This window comes from Kitasatospora sp. NPDC094015 (assembly GCF_040304075.1).
Taxonomy (GTDB): Bacteria; Actinomycetota; Actinomycetes; order Streptomycetales; family Streptomycetaceae; genus Kitasatospora.
The window spans coordinates 135,844-157,019 of the sequence record NZ_JBEOUL010000007.1 but is presented as its reverse complement, the minus strand read 5'-3'; the positions used below and the strand labels follow the sequence as shown (position 1 = coordinate 157,019).

The window sequence follows — 21,176 nt, the reverse complement described above, 5'->3', positions numbered from 1 at the left end:
TCAGGTCGAGTAGGCGCTGTTCTCGTGCACGTAGTCGGCGGTCAGGTCGTTGGTCCAGACGCTGACCGCGGCCTCGCCCGCCTTCAGGTCGGCGGTGATGACCACCTCGCGGTCCTTCATCGAGACCAGCGAGCGGTCCTCGCCCACGCTGCCGTCGCGGCAGACCCAGACGCCGTTGATCGCGACGTCCAGCCGGTCGGGGTCGAAGGCGGCGGCGGTGGTGCCGATCGCCGCCAGCACCCGGCCCCAGTTCGGGTCCTCGCCGTGGATGGCGCACTTGAGGAGGTTGTTGCGGGCCACCGTGCGGGCGACCTCGACGGCCTCCTCCTCGGTGGCGGCGTTGACGATGTCGATCCGGATGTCCTTGCTGGCACCCTCGGCGTCGCCGATCAGCTGGCGGGCCAGGTCAGCGGAGACCGTGCGGACGGCCTCGGCGAACTCCGCGCCGTCCGGGACGACGCCGCTGGCCCCGGAGGCCAGCAGCAGCACGGTGTCGTTGGTCGACATGCAGCCGTCGGAGTCGATCCGGTCGAAGGTGGTGCGGGTGCCGGCGCGCAGCGCGGCGTCCAGTGCCGGGGACTCGACCGCGGCGTCGGTGGTGATCACCACCAGCATGGTGGCCAGGCCGGGGGCGAGCATGCCCGCGCCCTTGGCCATGCCGCCGACCGTCCAGCCGGCCGGGCTGGTGACCTGGGCGGTCTTGTGCACGGTGTCGGTGGTCTTGATGGCGATGGCGGCCGACTCGCCGCCGTCCGCGCTGAGCGCCCCGACCGCCTGGTCGACGCCCGGCAGCAGGATGTCCATCGGCAGCCGCTCGCCGATCAGGCCGGTGGAGCAGACCGCCACCTCGCCGGCGCCGGTGCCGAGTGCGGCGGCCACCTTCTCGGCGGTGGCGTGGGTGTCCTGGAAGCCGAGCGGGCCGGTGCAGGCGTTGGCGCCACCGGAGTTGAGGATCACCGCGGTCAGCCGGCCGGCCTTCAGCACCTGCTCGGACCAGAGCACCGGCGCGGCCTTGACCCGGTTGGAGGTGAAGACGCCGGCGGCGGCGAAGGCCGGACCGTCGTTGACCACCAGCGCCAGGTCGGGGGTGCCGGAGGCCTTGATGCCGGCGGTGACACCGGCGGCCCGGAAGCCCTTCGCCGCGGTCACGCCTGCATTCTGACTGTCGGTCACGGTGCGACTCCGTTCAGCGGAAGGCCCAGCTCCTCGGGGAGGCCGAGGGCGATGTTCATGCTCTGCACCGCGCCGCCGGCGGTGCCCTTCACCAGGTTGTCGATCGCGCTGATCGCGATGATCCGCCCGGCGTGCTCGTCCAGCGCGACCTGGATCAGCGCGGCGTTCGAGCCGTACACCGAACTGGTCTGCGGCCACTGGCCCTCGGGCAGCAGGTGGACGAACGGCTCGCCGCCGAAGGCCTCTTCGTACGCGGCGCGCAGCGAGGCGGCCGTGGTGCCGGGCCTGGCCTTGGCGCTGCAGGTCGCCAGGATGCCGCGGGGCATCGGGGCCAGGGTCGGGGTGAACGAGACGGTGATCTCCTCCCCCGCGACCGGGCCGAGGTTCTGCGCCATCTCCGGGGTGTGCCGGTGGCCGCCGCCGACGCCGTACGGGCTCATCGAGCCCATCACCTCGCTGCCGAGCAGGTGCGGCTTGGCCGCCTTGCCGGCGCCGGAGGTGCCGGAGGCGGCCACCACCACGGCCTCGGGCTCGGCCAGCCGGGCCGCGTAGGCGGGGAAGAGCGCGAGCGAGACGGCGGTCGGGTAGCAGCCGGGGACGGCGATCCGCCGGGTGCCCTTGAGCGCGGCGCGGTGGCCGGGCAGCTCGGGCAGGCCGTACGGCCAGGTGCCGGCGTGCGGCGAGCCGTAGAACTGCTCCCAGGTGGCGGCGGAGCGCAGCCGGAAGTCGGCACCGCAGTCGACCACCAGCACGTCCTCGCCGAGCGCCTCGGCGACCGCGGCGGACTGGCCGTGCGGCAGGCCGAGGAAGACGATGTCGTGGCCGGCGAGCACCTCGGGGGTGGTCGGCTCCAGCACGCGGTCGGCGAGCGGGATCAGGTGCGGCTGCAGGGCGCCGAAGCGGGCCCCGGCGTTGGACCCGCCGGTCAGCGCGCCGATCTCGATCTCGGGGTGGCCGAGCAGCAGGCGCAGCACCTCGCCCCCCGCGTACCCGCTCGCGCCGGCGACGGCGACTCGCAATGGCATGACGTTCCCTTCTCGGACTTGGCATGAATATACGCAGCGCGGAACATTCATGCAAGGAGTTCCCTGATAAGGGTACCCTAAGTCGATCGCCGGGTCCGCCGGTCCGCCGCCGCCGGGGCGCCGCTCACCTTCCGGCGCCCGGATGACGGGCCCGCCGCAGCACGCTGTCCTCCGGGAGAACGAGGCCTGACCAGAAGGCGCGCGGACGCGAACACACGCCGGTCAAGGCCGGTCCAGCCGCCGGGCCAGCACCAGCAGGTCCCCCGCGCGCAGCACCCGGCCACCGCCTCCGGGCAGCGGGACGTGCAGCGGCTCGCGCCACCTGGCGGGCACCGCGTCCAGCCCGTACACCGCGCCGGCCAGGCCGCCGGTCACCGCGGCGACGGTGTCGGTGTCACCGCCGAGGTCGACCGCCGCCCGCAGCGCCTGCTCGAACGAGCCGGTGCTGCGCAGCGCCCAGAGCGCCGAGCCCAGGCACGGCCAGACCGCGCCGTTGAACTCGGTCGCCCGGTCCGGGTGCCAGCCGGCGTCCAGCACCACCGCGTACCGCTCCCGGTGCTCAGGGTGCACCTCGGCCAGCGCGGCGGGCAGCTCCGCCAGCGGGTCCTCGCCGGCCAGCGCGGCCCGGACCAGGGCGTGGAAGACGGCGGTGCCCTCCCAGGCGGCGCGGTCGCCGTGGGTGAGCGCGGCGATCCGCCGGGCCGCGTCCATGGTCCCGGCCCGGTCGAGACGGGCGAAGCGGACGGCCGAGGTGGTGGCACGCATCAGCGAGCCGTTGCCGGCGGCCCGCAGGGTGCTCTGGAAATGGATGCCTGCGGCCAGGTCCCAGGGCAGGTCACCGGTGAGCACCTGCTCGGTCTGGATCCCGATGTCCTTGGGGTCGGCGGCCGCCCAGCGGCGCAGGCGGTCGAAGACGTCCGGCAGGTCGAGTCCGCCGCGTTCCAGCAGCGACTCGGCCAGGTGGACGGCCTGCTGGGTGTCGTCGGTGGCCTCGCCCGGCTCCCAGCCCCCTCCGCCGCACATCTCCGAGGCGCCGGCCGGGACGCCCGCCGGGCCGTGCTGCGGGAACCGCGCCGAGAACGCGCCCGGCGGACCGAACTCGAACGGGGCGCCCAGGGCGTCACCCACCGCGGAGCCGAGCACCGCGCCGGCCGCGCGGCCGGACCTCCCCCCGAGCACCGGTCAGCCCCGGACCGCGCGGAGGACCACGAACTTGGGGTTGCTGGCGACCAGGTCGCAGGAGCCGAACAGGCGGCGCAGCTTGAGGTGGTAGCCGAGGTGGCGGTTGCCGACCACCCAGAGCTCGCCGCCCGGGCGCAGCGCGTCCCGCGCGCCGGTGAACATCCGCCAGGCCGTCGCGTCGGTGGTCGCCTGGTGGCTGTGGAACGGCGGGTTGTTCAGCACCAGGTCGACCGAGCCGGCCGGGACGCCCGCGAGGCCGTCGCCGACCCGGAAGGTGGCCACCGCGCCGAGGCCGGTGTTGGCCCGGAAGGTGGCTTCGGCGGAGGCGACCGCCTGGTGCGACTCGTCGAGGAAGAGCAGTTCGGCCGCGGGGTTGGCGAGGGCGGCGGCGGTGCCGACCACACCGTTGCCGCAGCCGAGGTCGACCACCCGTGCGGGGCCCCGGCCCGGCGGGAGGTGCTGGAGGAGGAACCGGGTGCCGATGTCCAGGTGTTCGGCGCAGAAGGTGCCCGCGTGGTTGGTGACGGTCCGTCCGGACATCGGGCCGATCCCGGCCGGCAGCGGGTAGCTGTGCGGCCACGGGTTGGCGGGCCCGGCGGTGTCCTGGCCGGACGGCTGCGGGGTGCAGAAGATCAGCCGGGCCTTGCGGGCCGCCAGCGAGGTCCGGGTGGGGCCGAGCAGCCGCTCGAAGAGCTTGAGGGTGGAGGTGTGGATCTCGGTCACCATGCCGGTGCCGACCACCACCGTCCCCGGGTGCAGCGAGGGGGCCAGCCGGTGCAGCTGGTCCTCGAGCAGGGCCAGGCTCTTGGGCACCCGGACCAGCAGCACGTCGATCCGGGCGGGCACCTCGTCCCGGGTGGAGCGCAGCTCGACGGCGTCCGGGGCGGCCGTGTTGCGCCGCAGGTTGGCCGTGGTGGCGCGCTGGCCGAGGTAGGAGTCGCTGATCTGCACGGGGCGGTGGTCGGCGAGTGCGGTCACCAGCGCGCCCCAGCGGTCGCCCAGCACCACGACGGTGCCCGACAGGTCGACCGGCGGTGCCCCGTCGATCCCGGCGAGGTGCCGCAGCAGGTACTCGTCGGCGGCGTCCCAGGCGCGGAGCCGGTCCCGGGGGTCCTCGGGGAAGCGGGTGAGGTCGAGGTCGCCCCAGGGCGTCGTGAAGCAGTTCATCGTGGATCCAGGCTAGCCGAGCCCGCCGGCACCGCCGCCCGCCCGCGGCGCCGGGGTCGGCCACCCTCCCCCCACCGGCCACGGGGGCTCCCGGAGCCGGTCCGCGGTTCGCTAGTTTGTTCGCCGACACCGCGGATGCCCCGCGGTTCGACCGCAGACCAGCTGCGCGAACACGACGGAGACCCAGAACCCGCCATGGATGCCACGCACCCCGCCGACGGCCCGCAGTCCCCCGAGACCCGACCGGACCCGGTCTGCTTCCGGCACCCCGGGCGGGAGACCCACGTGCGGTGCACCCGGTGCGACCGCCACATCTGCCCGGACTGCATGCACGAGGCTCCGGTGGGCTACCAGTGCCCGGAGTGCGTCCGGGCGGGCCGGCAGGACATCCGGCCGGTGCGGACCCAGTTCGGCGGGCGGCTCGGCGCGGCGCCGTACGTCACGTACCTGCTGATCGCGCTGAACGCGCTGGCCTACCTGTGCGAGCTCGCCCGGCCGTCGGTGGTGGACGACTTCGAGATGCGCGGGCTCGCGACCGTCGGGCCCGACGGCGGGTACTACATCTTCCACGGCTTCGTGCTGCCGCCCGAGTTGCACGCCGTCGGCGTCGCCACCGGCGAGTGGTACCGGCTGCTCACCGGGGCGTTCCTGCACCTGCAGCCCAGCGAGGGCACCTTCGGGATCGCCCACATCCTGATGAACATGTTCTCGCTCTGGGTGGTGGGCCGGGTGGTCGAGGAGCGGCTCGGCGCCGTCCGGTACCTGGCGGTGTACCTGCTGTCCGCGGTCGGCGGCTCGGTCGCGGTCTACCTGCTGGCCCCCACCCAGGGCGCGGTCGGCGCCTCCGGGGCGATCTTCGGCCTGACCGCCGCGTACTTCGTGCTCAGCCGCCGGATGCAGCACGACCCGCTGGGCGGCAACCGGCAGATGGTCTCCCTGCTGATCTGGCTGGTGGTCTCGGCCGGCATCACCTCCTGGCAGGGCCACCTCGGCGGCCTGCTCACCGGCCTGGCCACCGGCGCGGCGATCGCCTTCGCCCCGCGGCGCCAGCGCGGCGCGGTGCAGGCCACCGGACTGGTCGCGGTCGCGCTGGTGCTGGTGCTGCTGGTGGTGCTGAAGACCACCGACCTCGCCGACGCCTACCCGTGGCTCCCGAGCTGACGGCGCCCGAGCTGACGGCGCCCGCGCACCGGGGGTAGCGTCGCCGCATGGACGACGACCGGCCCACCCTGCACGGCGCCGCCGTGACGCTGCGCCCCGCCACCGCGCAGGACATCCCGGCGCTCGCCGCCATCCGGGCCGCGCCCGAGGTGTACGCGCGCTGGCGCGGCGGCGCCGACCTGGCGGCCGAGGTCGCCGAGGACCTCGCCGATCCGAGCACCCCCACCCTGACGGTGGAGTACGGCGGCCGGGTGGCCGGCGCGATCCAGTGGCACGCCGAGGAGGAGCCCGACTACCGGCACGCGGGCATCGACATCTACCTGGACCCCGCCGTGCACAGCCGCGGCGTGGGCACGGACGCCGTCCGCACCCTGGCCCGCCACCTGATCACCGCGCTCGGCCACCACCGTCTGGTGATCGACCCGGCCGCCGACAACGCCGCCGCCATCGCCTGCTACCGCAAGGTCGGCTTCCGGCCGGTCGGCGTGATGCGGCGCTACGAGCGCGGCCCGGACGGCAGTTGGCACGACGGCCTGCTGATGGACCTGCTGGCCGACGAGCTGAGCTGACACCCGCGGCGCGGGCGGCTCAGGGCCCGGCCACCGCAAGGGCGAGCAGCCGGGCCGCCCGGCGCAGCCGGTGCTCGGGCAGCAGCCCGTACCCCAGCGCCAGCGCGGGCGGCCCCGGGCTCAGCCGCATCGGGGCCACCGGCTCCACCCGTACGCCCCGGGCCGCCGCGGCGGCCACCACCTCCGGTTCGCCGCGGCCGGGCGGCAGCCGCAGGCAGAGGTGGAGCCCGGCCGCCACCCCTGGCACCTCGGCGGCGGGCAGCTCGGCCCGCAGGGCGTCCACCAGCGCGTCCCGGCGGCTGCGGTAGCCGGCCCGGACGGTCCGCAGGTGCCGGTCGTAGCCGCCGCCGGCGAGCAGTTCCGCGAAGCTGAGCTGCTCGATCACGCCGGTGCCCAGGTCGGCGTAGCGCTTGGCGTGCCGGAAGTCGGCGGCGAAGCGTTCGGGCAGGACCGCCCAGCCGAGCCGCAGCCCCGGCGCCATCGACTTGCTCAGCGACCCCAGGTGCACCACCAGGTCCGGGGCCAGGCCCTGGAGGCAACCGACCGGTTCGCGGTCGTAGCGGAACTCGGCGTCGTAGTCGTCCTCCACCACCACGGCGCCCGACTCCCGCGCCCAGGCGATGAGTTCGGCCCGCCGGGCGGGGGCCAGCACCACTCCGGTGGGGTACTGGTGGGCCGGCGTGACGACGACCACCGTGGCCCCGCAGGCGGCGAGCGCCGCCACGTCCAGCCCGTCCGCGTCCACCGGGACCCCCACCGGCTCCACCCCGTGCGCCCGCAGCAGCGACAGCGTGCCCGGCGAGCACGGGTCCTCGACCGCGAACCGGTGGTGCCCGTGCCCGGCCAGCACCCGGATCAGCAGCGCGAGCCCCTGGGCCACCCCGCTCACCACCGTCACGTCCCCCGGGCCGGCCGCCGCCGCCCGTACCCGGCCCAGGTGGCCGGCCAGTTCGGCCCGCAGCTCGGGCAGGCCCGCCGGATCGTTGTAGCCGAGCCGGTCGTGCGGGGCGGCCGCCAGCGCCCGCCGCCCGGCGGCCAGCCAGGCCGCCCGGGGGAACGCCGCCAGGTCCGGCGTGCCCGGCTTCAGGTCGTACGGGGGCGGCGGCGCGGGCGGCTCCGGCAGGCCGGCGGCGGGCGGCCGGGCCACCCCGGGCGCGACCCGGGTGCCGGACCCGTGCACGGCCACCAGGTAGCCCTCGGCGACCAGTTGGGCGTACGCCTCGACCACCACCCCGCGGGAGAGCCCGAGTTGGTCCGCCAACCGGCGGGTGGCGGGCAGCCGCGCACCCGCCGCCAGCCGGCCGTCCCGGACGGCCCCGCGCAGCGCCCTGGTCAGCTGACCGGTGAGATCGCCCTGCCCGTGGTCGACCGCGATGACCAGTTCCGACACGGTGGTCCTCCCTGCGGCACTCCGAGTGGACCTGTCCGGCGGACCACTTCCGCTCCTAGCGTGGCACACATGCCCCTCTCCGACGCCGCCTCCGGCGGGCTGCGCGCCGCCGCCGCGATGACCGTACTCGGCTGCTCCACCGGCGCCACCGCCGTCCTCACCGGCTACCCGCTGTACGGCGGGCAGGCGGTGCGCTACCTGCTCGCCGCCGCCCTGCTGCTCGCCCTGGCCCGCCGGGCCGGACCGCTGCGGCCCCGGCTGCGGCCGGCCGAGCTGGTCCGCCTCCTCCTGCTCTCCGCCACCGGCCTGTTCGCCTTCAACGTGCTGCTGATCCAGGCGCTGCGCCGGACCGACCCGGCGGCGGTCGGCAGCGTCGTGGGGTGCACCCCGCTGCTGCTGGCGGTGGTCGGCCCGCTGCTGGCCGGGCGCCGGCCGCAGGCGCGGCTGCTCGGCGCGGCCGCCGTGGTGGTGGCCGGCGCCGCCGTCACGCAGAGCTCCGGGCCCGGGGATCCGCTGGGCTTCCTGTTCGCGCTCGGCACGCTGGCCTGCGAGGCCGCGTTCTCGCTGCTCGCCGTGGACCTGCTGCCGCGGCTGGGCGCGGTCCGGGTCTCCGCGTACACCACCGCGCTGGCCGTACCGATGTTCGGGCTGACCGGGCTGGCACTGGACGGCACCGGGCTGCTGCGGGTGCCGAGCGCGGCCGAGGCCGGGGCGTTGCTGTACCTGGCGGTGGTGCTCACCGTGGTGGCCTTCCTGCTCTGGTACGCGGCCCTCGGCCGGCTCGGCCCCGAACGGGCCGGGCTGTTCGCGGGGCTGATCCCGGTCACGGCCGCCCTCTCCGGCGCCGCCCTGGGCACCGCCACCCTCCACCCGGGCGAACTCCTCGGCACCGCCCTGGTCGGCCTCGGCGTCTGCGCGGGCATCACGGGCCGTCAATCCCTCACGCCTGTAAGTGCGGTGATGGCAGCGGAGCCGGACCCGGCCGGACGGTGAACCGGGGGAACACCCCACCGCGGACCGGCCCGCTGGCCCGATGGGAACGGCCCGGCCGCCCGAGCAGACTCATCGGCATGCGAATCGCCCACCGCGCCGCGGCCCTGCTCGCCGCCGCCACCGCCGTCACCGCCGCCATCACCGCCGCCATCACCCCCGTGGCCGAGGCCGCGCCCCGACCCGCCCCACCGGTGTGGACCGCCTGCGCCGGGGGCGCCGCGCCCGAGCAGCAGTGCACCACCATCGCCGTCCCGCTCGACCACCGGGACCCGGACGGCCCGCAGCTCACCCTCGCGGTCTCCCGGATCCCGAGCAGCCGGCCCGAACTGCGCCGGGGCAGCCTGCTGCTGATCCCCGGCGGCCCCGGCGGCACCGGTCTGAACACCCCGTCCGCGGTCGCCGGCAAGCTGCCGAAGGAGGTCCGGGAACGCTACGACCTGATCGGCTTCGACCCGCGCGGCGTCGGGCGCAGCACCCCGGTCGACTGCCGGCTCGCCCACGAGGACCTGTCCATGGCAAGGCTGCGCCCGTGGCCCGCCGCCGACGGTTCCACCACCACGAACACCGCGACCGCCCGCCGGGTCGCCGAGACCTGCTTGCGCAACGGCGGCCCGGTACTGCGCTCGCTGTCGACCGCCAACGAGGCCCGCGACATCGACCGGATCCGCCAGGCGCTGGGCGAGCGCCGGATCTCTGCCTGGGGCACCTCGTACGGCACCTACGCCGGAGCCGTGTACGCGACCATGTTCCCGGAGCACACCGACCGGTTCGTACTGGACAGCAACGACGACCCCGACCCGGCGAAGGTCGGACGCGGCTGGCTGGCCGCGTTCGGCACCGGCGCCGAGGACCGCTTCCCCGACTTCGCGGCCTGGGCCGCCGCCCCCGGCAACCCGGACCGGCTCGCCGGCACCGCGGCCGAGGTCCGCCCGCTCTTCCTCGACCTGGCCGCCCGGCTCGACCGCGAACCACTGCCGTGGCCGGGCGCCAACCCGGCGGTGCTGGACGGCAACGCGCTGCGGGAGACCATGCTGGAGAGCCTGTACGACGACGAGAAGTTCCCCGCGCTGGCGCAGCTGATGCTCGCCGGCCTCGGCAGCCGGCCGCTGCCGGCGGTGCAGAGCCCGCCGGACGCGGTCCTGCAGAACACCGTCGCGGTCTCGGTCGGGGTGCTGTGCAACGACGTCGCCTGGCCGCGCCCCAGCGCGGCCGCGGTGGCGGCGGAGCGCGCGGCCCATCCGCTGACCGCCGGGATGCCGGTGAACGTGATGCCCTGCGCGTACTGGCCCGCCCCCGCCGAACCGCCGGTCCGGGTCACCGGTGGCGGCCCGCCGAACGTGCTCCTGATCCAGAACCTCCGCGACCCGGCGACGCCGTACCAGGGCGCCCTCAAGCTCCGGCACGCCCTCGGTGACCGCGCCCGGATGGTGACCGTCGACTCCGGCGGCCACGACGCCTACCTCGCCAACGGGAACGCCTGCGGCGACGCGCTCGTCACCACCTTCCTCACCACCGGCCACCGCCCCACCACCGACACCCACTGCCCGCCGACCCCCTGACCGGACGCACGGGCCCCGGGCGCGACCCACCCACACGGGCCCCTCAGGGGCGCGGGGAACTGCGCGAAACGGAAGGCGCACCACCGTCACTCCCGCACCGCGCAGTTCCTCGCGCCCCCAGGGGTGACCCATTCGCAGGGACCACACAAGACCCCCAGGGGTGGCCCCCGCTCAGAGGCTCTGTGTGGGTCAGGTGAGTCGGTGGGCGGACTGGTGGGTGAGGCGGTGGTCGGCGGTGGCGCCGAGGGGGGTGAGGAGGTCGTCGAGGGTGAGGAAGACCTCCCAGCGTGGGCTGCCGCAGGCGGTTGCCAGGTGGGTGGTGACCAGGTCCTCCAGGTCGGGGCGGCGGCTGTTCTTCCAGATCTTGTCGGCAAGGCTGACCAGGAGCTCCTCCAGGGTGATGCCGGGCAGGTTCCAGGAGGCGTGGGTGCGGGCGGGCCGGGCGTCCGGTTCGGGGACGCCGAGGTCGAGCAGGAGGTGGTAGCCGGCCTCCTCGTGCAGGTGGCCGGGGGCGGAGAGTTCCTCCGGGTGGCGGACCTTGCCGATGTCGTGGACGGCGGCGCCGAACAGGACCTTCGTCCGGTCGACGGCCACCGCGGGCCAGTGGGTGGCGATGCCGTCCAGCAGCCGGTCGGCCACGTCGTGGACCAGCTCCAGATGGGCGCGCAGCCGAGGCGGCGCCCCCACCGCGTCCAGCAGCTCCAGCGCCCGTCCGGGCATCGGACGAAGGGTCAGCAGGCGATCCGTCATGCCGGACAGGGTCGCACGGGTGCGCGGCCCGAATCGCACGCGGGAGCGGTGCTGCCTAGGCTGTCGCCGATGACTGTCGACCGACGCACCCTGCTGCGCGCCTCCGCCCGGATCGCCGGGCTGGCCGCGGGTACGGCCGCGCTGACCGCCTGCGGCGGCGGGCGGACCGGACCGAGCGCGCCGTCCCCCGCCGGCGCCACCGCGGCCGCCGGCTCCGCGACCGCTGCGGCGGCGGCCGCGCCCGCGTCCGGCCCGGCCGCCGAGCCGTCGGCGAGCCCCGCGCTGGCGCTGCCGCCGCTGGCCGCGGACACCCCGGAGGAAGTGATCAACGGCCCGCGCGGCCGCCCGCAGGTGGCGCTGACCTTCCACGGCCAGGGTGACCCGGCGATCGCGGAGCGGGTGCTGCAGACGGCCGAACAGCTCGGCGCCCGGCTGACGGTCCTGGTGGTGGGCAGCTGGCTGGACGAGCAGCCGCAGCTGGCCCGGCGGATCCTGGACGGCGGCCACGAGCTGGGCAACCACACCCAGAACCACCTCAACATGTCGGGCCTGAGCGCCGCCCGGATCCACGCCGAGATCGCCGACTGCGCGGAGCGGCTGGAGCGGCTCACCGGGTCGATCGGCCGCTGGTTCCGCCCGTCCGCCACCCAGTACGCCACCGCGACCGTCCGCGAGCAGGCCCGGCTGGTCGGGTACCAGCACTGCCTGTCCTTCGACGTCGACCCGATCGACTACGCCGATCCCGGTTCGGACCGGCTGCAGCGCCGGCTGCTGGGATCGGTCCGCAACGGTTCGGTGGTCGCGCTGCACCTCGGCCACCAGGGCACCGCCGACGCGATGCCCGGGATCCTGGCCGGGCTGGCCGAGCGCGGCCTCGGCGCGGTGACGGCCAGTCAGCTCTGCAGCTGACCCGGCCGACCAGCCGGCCGACCAGCTGCCCGCCCGGCCACCGGAGGGCCCGGGCGGCATGCGATGCTCGGCTGCATGCGCTACATCGTGATCGGGGCCGGTGCCGTCGGTGGCACGATCGGCGGACGACTGTTCGAGAGCGGGCACCGGGTGGTCCTGGTCGCCCGGGGCGAGCACCTGGAGGTGCTGCGCCGGGACGGGCTGGGCTTCACCACGCCGGACGGCGGCCTGCGCCGGCTGCCGGTGCCGGCCGTCGGCGGCCCGGAGGAGCTGGAGCTCGGCCCGGAGGACGTCCTGCTGCTGGCGGTGAAGACCCAGCACTCCGCCGGGCTGCTGGCCCAGTGGGCGGGCCGGCCGGTGGCGGGCGGCGGCACGGCCGGCGAGCGGCTGCCGCTGGTCTGCGCGCAGAACGGGGTGGAGAACGAGCGGCTGGCGCTGCGCCGGTTCCGCCGGGTGTACGCGATGTGCGTCTGGCTGCCGTCCACCCATCTGGAGGCGGGGCAGGTCGCCGCGTCCGGGAGCCCGCTGAGCGGGGTGCTGCACGTCGGCCGCTACCCGGAGGGGATCGACGCGACCGCCGAGCAGATCGGGGCGGACCTGGCCGACTCGCGGTTCGCCGCGCTGGTCCGCTCCGATGTGATGGGCTGGAAGTACGCCAAGCTGCTGAGCAATCTGGGCAACGCGCTGGAGGCGGTCGGCGGTCCGATCGAGGGCGAGCTGCGGCTCGCCCTGCTGGGGCGGATCGCCGCCGAGGGCGCCGCCGTGCTGGCGGCGGCCGGGATCGGCTACCCGGACGAGGCGGAGCAGCGGGCCGTGCGCGGTGACCTGGTGACGCTGGTCCCGATGCCGGGGGCGGCGCGCGGCGGCGGCTCGTCCTGGCAGAGCCTGGCCCGGGGCACCGGGGACATCGAGGCGGACCATCTTAGCGGCGAGATCGTCCTGCTGGGCCGGCTGCACGGCGTGCCGACGCCGGTCAACGAGGCCGTGCAGCGACTGGCCAACGCCTTCGCGGCCGAGGGCCGCACGCCCGGCAGCCTGCCCGAGCCGGAGCTCGCCGCCCTCCTCGAACCCTGAGCGGCCACCCGGGCCACCCGCGACCCACCGGCGACCGGGTGGCCGGGCTCAGCCGAGCGGATCGTCCGGACCGTACGGGCGCAGCCGCAGGGTCCGCGCGTCCGTGGCCCGGATCTCCTCGGCCCGGGACACCAGCTGCTCCAGGTTGTCCCGGCCGGCGTGCAGGAAGCGGCCGTGCAGGGCGTCGAAGCGGCCCCGGGCGGCGTCCACGGTCACGGCGACCATGTAGCCGATGGAGCCCCACTCCTTCATGCCGGCGAACATCGGCATCCCGGTGGTCATGTCGGTGGCGACCGCGCCGGGGCTGATGTCCAGCACCACCACGCCGTGGGCGGCCACCGAGTCGGCGAGGTTGTCGGAGAGCTGGAGCAGCGCGCCCTTGGAGGTGGCGTACGCGGTGTAGTGGCCGTCGGGGCGCAGCGCGAAGCCGGAGTTGAGGTTGACCACCCGGCCCCGGCGGCGCTGCACCATGCCGGGCAGCACGTGGCGCATCAGGTTGAACGGGCCGCGCAGGTTGGTCTCCACCACCTGCCACCAGCGGTTCGGGTCCGCCTCCCAGAGCGGCACCTCGGCCGGGTCCACCTGGCCGGCGTTGTTGACCAGCAGGTCGAGCGGTCCGAGGTCGCGTTCGACCGCGCGCACCGCCTCGCGGACCGCGCCCGGCCTGGTCACGTCGGCGGTCACCGCGACCCCGCGGGCGCCGCGCCGGGCGCACAGCCTGAGCGTCTCGACCAGGGAGTCCTGGGTGCGGCCCAGCAGGCCGACCGACATCCCCTCGGCGGCGAGCCCGACGGCGATCTCGCGCCCGATCCCGCGGCCGGCGCCGGTGACCAGTCCGACCTGCCCTGCCAGTGATCCGGTCGCCATCGGCGGGCCTCCTCGCTCGTCGGCGCGGGTGCGCGCCCGGGCGCCCGCGGGTCCCGGTGGGGCCCGGACGGGCACTGGTCGGCATTGTCGCCCCGGCCGGGCACCGGCGGGGGCAGCGCGCGGGCCGCCGCGGGCAACTCATCCGGTCGGCCCAGCGGCCCGCCGTTCCCGGGGCGGGCGCGGCCGGGCGCGCCGGACGGGAGCGCCCGGAGGTGAACGTGCGTTAAGCGGGGTAGTACCGTCGTCCCGGGCGTCGTACCGGGCCGCCACGGCCGCGGTGCTCCGCCTGCAGAGCAGCCGGCTGGGAGAACCCCAGCACCACCGTGAAGGGCAACTGAGTGAGTGACATCGCGCGCGTCGGAGTAGTCGGCTGCGGCCTGATGGGGTCGGGCATCGCCGAGGTCTTCGCCCGCTCCGGTCTGGACGTCCTGGTCTCCGAGGCCACCGGCGAGGCCCTGGAGCTCGGCCGCACCCGGCTGACCAACTCCCTGGAGACCGCGGTCAAGCGCGGCAAGCTGACCGAGGAGCAGCGCGACGAGGCGCTCGGCCGGCTCTCCTTCACCACCGATCTGGCCGACTTCGCCGACCGTGACCTGGTGGTCGAGGCGGTGGCCGAGCGGGAGGACATCAAGGTCCAGATCTTCCAGACGCTCGACCAGGTGATCGAGCGCCGGGACGCGATCCTGGCGTCCAACACCTCGTCCATCCCGATCGTGAAGCTGGCGGCCGCCACCAGCCGCCCGGAGCAGGTGATCGGCCTGCACTTCTTCAACCCCGCGCCGGTGCAGAAGCTGGTCGAGGTCATCCCGACCCTGACCACCTCCGCCGAGACCACCGCCCGGATCGAGGCCTTCGCGGTCGAGGCGCTGGGCAAGGAGCCGATCCGCGCCCGGGACCGGGCCGGTTTCGTGGTCAACGCCCTGCTGGTGCCGTACCTGCTGTCCGCGGTGCGGATGTTCGAGACCGGGGTCGCCACCGCCTCCGACATCGACAAGGGCATGGAGGCCGGCTGCGCGCACCCGATGGGCCCGCTGCGGCTGTGCGACCTGATCGGCCTGGACACCATCGTCTCGATCGCCGAGTCGATGTACGAGGAGTACAAGGAGCCGCTGTACGCCGCTCCGCCGCTGCTGTCCCGGATGGTGGACGCGGGCCTGCTCGGCCGCAAGTCGGGCCGCGGCTTCTACGACTACACCGCCTCCGCCTGACCGGCGGCCGGGCCCGGACGTGACGGGACCCGGGAGCGGTATCCGGCTCCCGGGCCCCTGAGGTGCCACCCAACTGATTGCGCCAGCACGTTTAAGAGCTGCGGATCATTTTCACAGTGTCGTGTTCTGCCTTTGAACTACCGTGCCACGAGGAGAGGCACAGGCGGGACTTGAACCCGCATCCGACCCTTCGGTCCGCACCCGGTCGATCTGGCGCTCGGCGGCGAATACTGAGACTGGAGCGAGAATCTGAGTTTCATGGGGCTGCCTCTACCCTTTGGGCCACCCCGGCAGGTGGTGCCGGGGGGAGGACTCGAACCTCCACCGTTACCCCGTGGTCAGCTTCAACATCAGTGTCAGCTTGCGCTGTTGCCAGCGCACCCCTTCGCTCGCACGAGGGGCGATCAGAAGGCTACCCGAACAGGTAGCCGAACACGGCCTCGCCGGCGCGCCGGTCGGTGACCTCGGCGCCGTTGGCCTCCTCGCGGGCGTACTGCACCGCCTGCTGGAGCTTCTCCACCCGCTCGACGAGTTCGTTGACCCGCCGGGCGGGGAGCGCGCCGGAGAACTTGACGGTGGTCCAGTACCCCACCGGGATGTCCTCGTAGTACACCTCGACCTGGGCCGGGTGCTTCTCGGTCGCCTCGGCCTTCACGTGGTTGCGCGGCACCTTCTTGGTCCGGATGGTGCGCACCGCGTCGGTCTTCCAGGCGTCGGTGGACGGGTCGAGGGCCCACGCCTCCGAGGCGTCCAGCACGGGCAGCTTGCGGACGAAGGTGTACAGGTCGGCGAGCTGCTTCTCCAGGAAGAGCAGGTAGCTGACCGGCACCTCCTTCAGCAGCGGCCGCCCGTCGACCACCACGTCGGCGCGGGCGGAGCAGTTGGCCCAGTCCTTGGTCGCGGTGACGTCGAACAGCCGGGTGAGCGAGGTGGCGGTGGCCCGCAGGATGTCCTCGGCCTTGACCTGGACCCGGGTCGACTCCGGCGGGAGCTGCTCGCCCTCCTCGTCCTTGGGCTGGTACGTCCGGGAGATGCCCGCCAACAGGGCCGGCTTCTGCAGCCCGTGGTGGGCCTGCGTGAGCTCCTGGAACGACTTGGACTTGACGCCCTTTTCGACCGCGATGATCTGGTTCAGTTTCGCCACGTGGCAGAAGCTACCAGCGCCGCATGCGCACTGTCGTGCGAATTCACGCAGCAGGCTGCCTTCGGGCCAGGCGCCGGCCCGAAGGCAGCCCCGCAGGTCAGCTGTTGATGCTGTAGGAGTCGCCGTAGACCTTCCACTTGAGCGGCGGGTCGAGGTCGAAGTTCTTGGCGTTCAGGAAGACCGTCTGCTCGGTGTCGACCCTGCTGGTGTCGGCGTGCGCCTCCTCCTTCTTCATGACGACCTTGCGGGCCGCCAGGAAGGCCTTCAGGTAGGTGGTCTCGTCGCCGCCCTGCGCCGGGGACTTGGCCTTCTTGAGGGCCGCCGCGCGGATCCCGCCGAAGCTGTCGGAGTCGCTGCCGGGGCCGTGCATCACGATGGCGTCGTAGTAGATGAACTGGCCGAGCGCGCGCAGCCCGTCCGCCTTGGCCTGGCTGACCGCGGGGTTGAAGTAGACGCGGTCGCGCTCGTCGTTCTGGGCCTTCTGGAAGACGGTGTCCTTGGCCGCGGTGGCCCAGTCCTTCTCGAACGCGCTGCCCAGGCCCGAGTGGGACTCGCTGCCGTTCACCTTCTTCAGCGCGGGCAGGTACTTGGCGAGGATGTTGCCGGGCTTCAGGTCGGTGTAGTGCTGGACCAGTTCGAGCATGTCGCCGGTGCCCGAGCAGAAGCCGATGATGCCGGCCGTGTAGCCCCGGCCGTCGCCGATGTCCTCGATGTACTTGTACTGGGCCTTCCAGTCCAGCGAGGAGTTCTCGGCGCTGGACACCAGCTGCATCGCGATGTCCTTCTTGTGCGCGTCGTCCAGGCCGACCGCCGCCACCGCCACGGTGGAGCTCTCGGCGTGCCCGACGCCCGCCGTGGCCAGCGTGAGGGGGACCGCGGCGAGCAGGATCGCCAGTGCGGTGCGGGCCGTCCGGTGGTGAGTTGCCATGTGAATGCTCCGTCTGCCGGCTGCGGGCATGGGGGTCCCCGCAGGTCACGTTAGGAAACTTTCCTAACCGATTGAAGCGCCCGGCCACCCCGGGCCGCAAGACCCTTGGCGCAGAAAGCAGTTGATCGTCACAGCGGGCACACCGCGCATCCGGCCGGCGCGCACACGACAAGGGCCCCGCCCCCGGACCGAGTCCGGGGGCGGGGCCCTGTGGCCGCCGTCGGGTCAGGCGCCGCGCAGCACCGCGCCGGTGCGCTCGCCGGCCACCGCGACCGCGTTCGCGCGGGCGGCCGAGGCCTCGTCCGCGGTCAGCGTGCGGTCGGTGGCGCGGAAGCGCAGCGAGTACGCCAGCGACTTCTTGCCGGCGCCCGCCTGCTCACCGGTGAAGACGTCGAACAGCCGGATCGCCTCGAGGAGTTCGCCCGCGCCGTCACGCAGCGCGTGCTCCACCTCGGCGGCCGGCACGGCGGCGTCCACGATCAGCGCCACGTCCTGGGTGGCCACCGGGTAGGCGGCGACCGCCGGCCCGGAGACCCGCTCGCCACCACCGGCGAACAGCAGGTCCGCGTCGATCTCCATCGCCGCGGTGCGCTCGGGCAGGTGCAGCGCCTTGATCACCCGCGGGTGCAGCTCACCGGCGTGGCCGACCACGACCTCGCCGACCAGCAGCTCGGCGCAGCGGCCCGGGTGCCACGGGGCACGCTGGGCCTGGCGGACCGTCAGCTCGACGTTGGCCGCGCGGGCCACCGTACGGGCCGCCTCGACGGCGTCCGCCCAGCTCGCGCCGGCGCCCTTGCCCCACCAGCCGGACGGCAGCCGCTCGCCGGCCAGCGCGATCGCGATCCGGCGCGGCTGGTGCGGCAGCGCCGCGTCCAGCTCGGCCAGCTCGGCCTGGCTCGGACGGCGGTCGACGGGCAGCCGCGGGGCGACCCGCAGTTCGTCCTTGGGCAGGAACACCGTGCCGGTCTCGAAGATCGCGAGATCGGTGTTGCCGCGGCCGATGTTGCGGCGCAGCGCGCCGAGCAGACCGGGCAGCAGCGTGGTGCGCAGGCCCGGCTCCTCGTCGTTGAGCGGGTTGACCAGCGTCACCGTGCGGCGGCGCTCGTCCGCGGGCTCGAGGCCGAGCGCGTCGAGCGCGGCCTCGCCGACGAACGGGTAGTTGTTCACCTCGACGTAGCCGGCCCCGGCCAGCGCCACCCCGGCCCGGCGGTGGAAGCGCTGGGCCTCGGTCAGGCCGCGGCCCGGCGGGACGGTGGGCATCCGGGCGGGGACGTTGTCGTAGCCCTCCAGCCGGATGACCTCCTCCGCGAGGTCGTACGGGTCGGTGAGGTCGGGCCGCCAGCTCGGCGGGGTGACCTCCAGGATGTCGGCGCCCACCACGGTGCAGCCGATCTCCTGGAGCCGCCGGGTGACCGTCTCGCGGCTGTACGCGGTGCCGGCGACCCGGTCCGGCAGGTCCGCGTCGATCGCGATGGTGCGCAGCGGGTGCGGCGCGGCGATGTCGGTGACCCCGGCCTCGGCGGTGCCGCCGGCGATCAGGACCAGCAGGTCGACCGCGCGCTGGGCGGCGGCGCGGGCGGCCTCCGGGTCGACGCCGCGCTCGAAGCGCTTGGACGCCTCGGAGGGCAGCTTGTGCCGCTTGGCGGAGCGGGCGACCGCGACCGGGTCGAAGTGCGCCGCCTCGATGATCACCTCGGTGGAGCCGGTCACCTCGCCGGTCTCCGGGTCGAGCGCCGGGTCGAGGATCTCGGTGCTGGCGCCGCCCATCACACCGGCCAGGCCGATCGGGCCGCTGTTGTCGCAGATCAGCAGGTCCTCGGCGGACAGCTTGCGCTCGACGCCGTCCAGCGTGGTGAGGCTCTCGCCCTCGGCCGCGCGGCGGACCTGGATCGGGCCGTCCACCCGGTCGCGGTCGTAGGCGTGCAGCGGCTGGCCGACCTCGAGCATCACGTAGTTGGTGATGTCGACGGTCAGCGAGATCGGGCGGATGCCCGCCTTCTGCAGCCGGCGCCGGAGCCAGATCGGCGACTGCGCGGACGGGTCCACGCCGGTCACCGTGCGGGCCACGAAGCGGTCGCAGCCGACCGGGTCGGCGACCTTGACCAGGTAGCCGTAGGAGTTGGCCGGCGGCACGTCCAGCAGCGCCGGGTCGGCCAGCGGCAGGCCGTACGCGGCGGCGGCCTCGCGGGCCACGCCGCGCATGGACAGGCAGTAGCCGCGGTCCGGGGTGACGGCGATGTCCAGCACCTCGTCGACCAGCTGGAGCAGCTCGATCGCGTCGGTGCCGGGCTCGTACTCCGGCGGGAGCACGATGATGCCGTCGTGGTCGTCGCCCATGCCCAGCTCGCGGGCGGAGCAGATCATGCCGGCCGAGGTGTGGCCGTAGGTCTGCCGCGCGGAGATCGGGAACGGGCCGGGCAGCACGGCGCCCGGCAGCACCACGACGACCTTGTCGCCGACCGCGAAGTTGGTGGCGCCGCAGACGATCTCCTGCGGTTCGCCGGTGCCGTTGGCGTCGCCGACGTTGACGAAGCAGTGCCGGATCGGCTTCTTGAAGCCGGTCAGGGTCTCGATGGAGAGCACCTGGCCGACCACCAGCGGGCCCTTGAGGTCGGCGCCGAGCTGCTCGACGGTCTCGACCTCCAGGCCGGCCCGGACCAGGCGGGCCGCCACGTCGCGGCCGGTCTCACCGGCCGGAAGGTCGACGTACTCGCGCAGCCAGGAGAGCGGGACGCGCATCAGATCTCCATCCCGAACGGGAGGGTGAACCGGACGTCACCCTCGACCATGTCGCGCATGTCGGCGACGTTGTGGCGGTTCATCAGGATTCGCTCCAGGCCGAGGCCGAAGGCGAACCCGCTGTAGCGGCTCGGGTCGACGCCGCAGGCGACCAGCACCCGGGGGTTGACCACGCCGCAGCCGCCGAGCTCGATCCAGCCCTCGGAGGAGCAGGTCCGGCACGGGCGGTCCGGGTTGCCGACGCTCTCGCCCCGGCACACGAAGCACTGCAGGTCGATCTCGGCGCTCGGCTCGGTGAACGGGAAGTACGAGGGCCGCCAGCGCAGTTCCAGACCGTCGCCGATCAGCTTGGAGACCAGCTGCTCGATGGTGCCCTTGAGGTCGGCGAAGGTGATGCCCTCGTCCACCGCCAGGCCCTCGACCTGCCGGAACACCGGGGTGTGGGTGGCGTCCAGCTCGTCGGTGCGGTACACCCGGCCGGGGCAGACCACGTAGATGGGCGGCTCGCGGTCGAGCATGGTGCGGGCCTGCACCGGCGAGGTCTGGGTGCGCAGCACCACGCCGGAGTCCGGGGTGCCGTCCGGGGCCCGCACGAAGAAGGTGTCCTGCATCGACCGGGCCGGGTGGTCCTGGTGCAGGTTGAGGGCGTCGAAGTTGAGCCACTCGGCCTCGACCTCGGGGCCCTCGGCGACCTCGTAGCCCATGGCCACGAAGGTGTCCTCGATCCGCTCGGCCAGCGTGGTCAGCGGGTGCCGGGCACCGCGCGGGGCGCGGTCGTACGGCAGCGTGACGTCCACCGCCTCCTCGACCAGCACGCGGGCGTCGCGCTCCGCCTCCAGCTCGACCTGACGCTTCGCCAGGGCCTGGTTGACGGCGCCGCGGGCCTGACCGATCAGCTTGCCGGCCGCGGCCTTGGCGTGCGGCGGCAGCGCGCCGATCTCGCGGTTGGCCAGCGACAGCGGGGAGCGGTCGCCGGTGTGGGCGACCTTGGCGGCCTTGAGCTCGTCGAGGCTGCCGGCCGCGGCGAAGGCCGCGACGGCCTCGTCCCGGGCCTGCTCCACCACCTCGGGCTTGAGTGCCTCGACCTCGACCGGGTCGTACGACTTATTGGGTGCGGACATCTCTATCTTTCCCGTGCTCCTGCTGGTGAAGGGTTCTGGTGGCACAGCTCGCCCTTGCGTCACGCCCGGCGTGGCCTGGTCGCGGGCAGCCGCTCCCGCTGTTCACGGGAGGGGTGTCCGCGGCTCGGCCGCGCGGGGCGTACCACAACGCCAAAGGTCGAGTGTAGTCGTAGCGCGCACAGGGCCGACCGCAGGTCCGCGGCGCCCTCGCACGGCG

The 21,176-nt window shown here is 74.4% G+C and carries 18 protein-coding genes; 7 read left to right on the top strand and 11 right to left on the bottom strand.

The features are described from left to right. From argJ to ABT014_RS11725, 4 genes are all read right to left on the bottom strand, one after another. Positions 1–1,149, bottom strand: coding sequence for a bifunctional glutamate N-acetyltransferase/amino-acid acetyltransferase ArgJ (gene argJ, locus ABT014_RS11740; RefSeq protein ID WP_350638524.1), 1,149 nt, complete (start codon positions 1,147–1,149; stop codon positions 1–3). A 20-nt stretch (positions 1,150–1,169) separates the two neighbouring features. Beyond that, complete coding sequence (argC, locus tag ABT014_RS11735) at positions 1,170–2,198, bottom strand: N-acetyl-gamma-glutamyl-phosphate reductase (RefSeq protein ID WP_350638523.1); 1,029 nt, start codon at positions 2,196–2,198, stop codon at positions 1,170–1,172. A gap of 222 nt (positions 2,199–2,420) precedes the next feature. Next, positions 2,421–3,377 (bottom strand): ADP-ribosylglycohydrolase family protein, encoded by a 957-nt coding sequence (locus ABT014_RS11730; protein WP_350638522.1) that lies wholly within the window; start codon positions 3,375–3,377, stop codon positions 2,421–2,423. A 3-nt stretch (positions 3,378–3,380) separates the two neighbouring features. Continuing rightward, positions 3,381–4,547 (bottom strand): methyltransferase, encoded by a 1,167-nt coding sequence (locus ABT014_RS11725; protein WP_350638521.1) that lies wholly within the window; start codon positions 4,545–4,547, stop codon positions 3,381–3,383. Positions 4,548–4,742: 195 nt separating this feature from the next. Here ABT014_RS11725 and ABT014_RS11720 point away from each other — a divergent pair, with 195 nt between their 5' ends. Both ABT014_RS11720 and ABT014_RS11715 read left to right on the top strand, forming a co-directional pair. Next, positions 4,743–5,708 carry a rhomboid family intramembrane serine protease gene (locus tag ABT014_RS11720; RefSeq protein WP_350638520.1) on the top strand — a complete coding sequence of 322 codons (966 nt, stop codon included), beginning with the start codon at positions 4,743–4,745 and terminating at the stop codon, positions 5,706–5,708. Between the two features lie 47 nt (positions 5,709–5,755). Then, positions 5,756–6,277 carry a GNAT family N-acetyltransferase gene (locus ABT014_RS11715; protein WP_350638519.1) on the top strand — a complete coding sequence of 174 codons (522 nt, stop codon included), beginning with the start codon at positions 5,756–5,758 and terminating at the stop codon, positions 6,275–6,277. A gap of 19 nt (positions 6,278–6,296) precedes the next feature. Here the strand turns inward: ABT014_RS11715 and pdxR are convergent, their stop codons facing one another. Continuing rightward, positions 6,297–7,667, bottom strand: coding sequence for a MocR-like pyridoxine biosynthesis transcription factor PdxR (gene pdxR / locus ABT014_RS11710; RefSeq protein ID WP_350638518.1), 1,371 nt, complete (start codon positions 7,665–7,667; stop codon positions 6,297–6,299). 69 nt (positions 7,668–7,736) lie between these two features. On the opposite strand from pdxR, the gene ABT014_RS11705 reads away from it, so the two are divergent. Next, positions 7,737–8,660 (top strand): DMT family transporter, encoded by a 924-nt coding sequence (locus tag ABT014_RS11705; RefSeq protein ID WP_350638517.1) that lies wholly within the window; start codon positions 7,737–7,739, stop codon positions 8,658–8,660. A 77-nt stretch (positions 8,661–8,737) separates the two neighbouring features. Next, the gene (locus tag ABT014_RS11700; protein WP_350638516.1) at positions 8,738–10,219 is read left to right on the top strand and encodes an alpha/beta hydrolase; all 1,482 of its coding nucleotides are present in this window, start codon (positions 8,738–8,740) and stop codon (positions 10,217–10,219) included. Positions 10,220–10,408: 189 nt separating this feature from the next. Here ABT014_RS11700 and ABT014_RS11695 read toward each other — a convergent pair whose 3' ends face one another. Then, positions 10,409–10,969, bottom strand: coding sequence for an HD domain-containing protein (locus tag ABT014_RS11695; RefSeq protein ID WP_350638515.1), 561 nt, complete (start codon positions 10,967–10,969; stop codon positions 10,409–10,411). A gap of 69 nt (positions 10,970–11,038) precedes the next feature. Here ABT014_RS11695 and ABT014_RS11690 point away from each other — a divergent pair, with 69 nt between their 5' ends. Both ABT014_RS11690 and ABT014_RS11685 read left to right on the top strand, forming a co-directional pair. After that, positions 11,039–11,878, top strand: a complete 840-nt coding sequence (locus ABT014_RS11690) for a polysaccharide deacetylase family protein (protein WP_350638514.1) — start codon at positions 11,039–11,041, stop codon at positions 11,876–11,878. A gap of 75 nt (positions 11,879–11,953) precedes the next feature. Beyond that, positions 11,954–12,952 carry a ketopantoate reductase family protein gene (locus tag ABT014_RS11685; RefSeq protein ID WP_350638513.1) on the top strand — a complete coding sequence of 333 codons (999 nt, stop codon included), beginning with the start codon at positions 11,954–11,956 and terminating at the stop codon, positions 12,950–12,952. A gap of 48 nt (positions 12,953–13,000) precedes the next feature. Here ABT014_RS11685 and ABT014_RS11680 read toward each other — a convergent pair whose 3' ends face one another. Then, on the bottom strand, positions 13,001–13,819 hold the full coding sequence (locus ABT014_RS11680; protein WP_350638512.1) for an SDR family NAD(P)-dependent oxidoreductase: 819 nt from the start codon (positions 13,817–13,819) through the stop codon (positions 13,001–13,003). Positions 13,820–14,157: 338 nt separating this feature from the next. On the opposite strand from ABT014_RS11680, the gene ABT014_RS11675 reads away from it, so the two are divergent. Beyond that, on the top strand, positions 14,158–15,027 hold the full coding sequence (locus ABT014_RS11675) for a 3-hydroxybutyryl-CoA dehydrogenase (RefSeq protein WP_350638511.1): 870 nt from the start codon (positions 14,158–14,160) through the stop codon (positions 15,025–15,027). Between the two features lie 412 nt (positions 15,028–15,439). Here the strand turns inward: ABT014_RS11675 and ABT014_RS11670 are convergent, their stop codons facing one another. From ABT014_RS11670 to pheS, 4 genes are all read right to left on the bottom strand, one after another. Then, a complete protein-coding gene (locus ABT014_RS11670) occupies positions 15,440–16,171 on the bottom strand; it encodes a DUF7873 family protein (RefSeq protein ID WP_350638510.1) in 732 nt (243 codons plus the stop codon). A 97-nt stretch (positions 16,172–16,268) separates the two neighbouring features. Next, positions 16,269–17,099, bottom strand: a complete 831-nt coding sequence (locus tag ABT014_RS11665; RefSeq protein WP_350638509.1) for a chitosanase — start codon at positions 17,097–17,099, stop codon at positions 16,269–16,271. 225 nt (positions 17,100–17,324) lie between these two features. Next, positions 17,325–19,838 (bottom strand): phenylalanine--tRNA ligase subunit beta, encoded by a 2,514-nt coding sequence (pheT, locus tag ABT014_RS11660; protein WP_350638508.1) that lies wholly within the window; start codon positions 19,836–19,838, stop codon positions 17,325–17,327. Then, positions 19,838–20,959, bottom strand: coding sequence for a phenylalanine--tRNA ligase subunit alpha (pheS, locus tag ABT014_RS11655; RefSeq protein WP_350638507.1), 1,122 nt, complete (start codon positions 20,957–20,959; stop codon positions 19,838–19,840). Before pheS ends, pheT begins: the two co-directional genes overlap by 1 nt. Between the last annotated feature and the right edge of the window lie 217 nt (positions 20,960–21,176).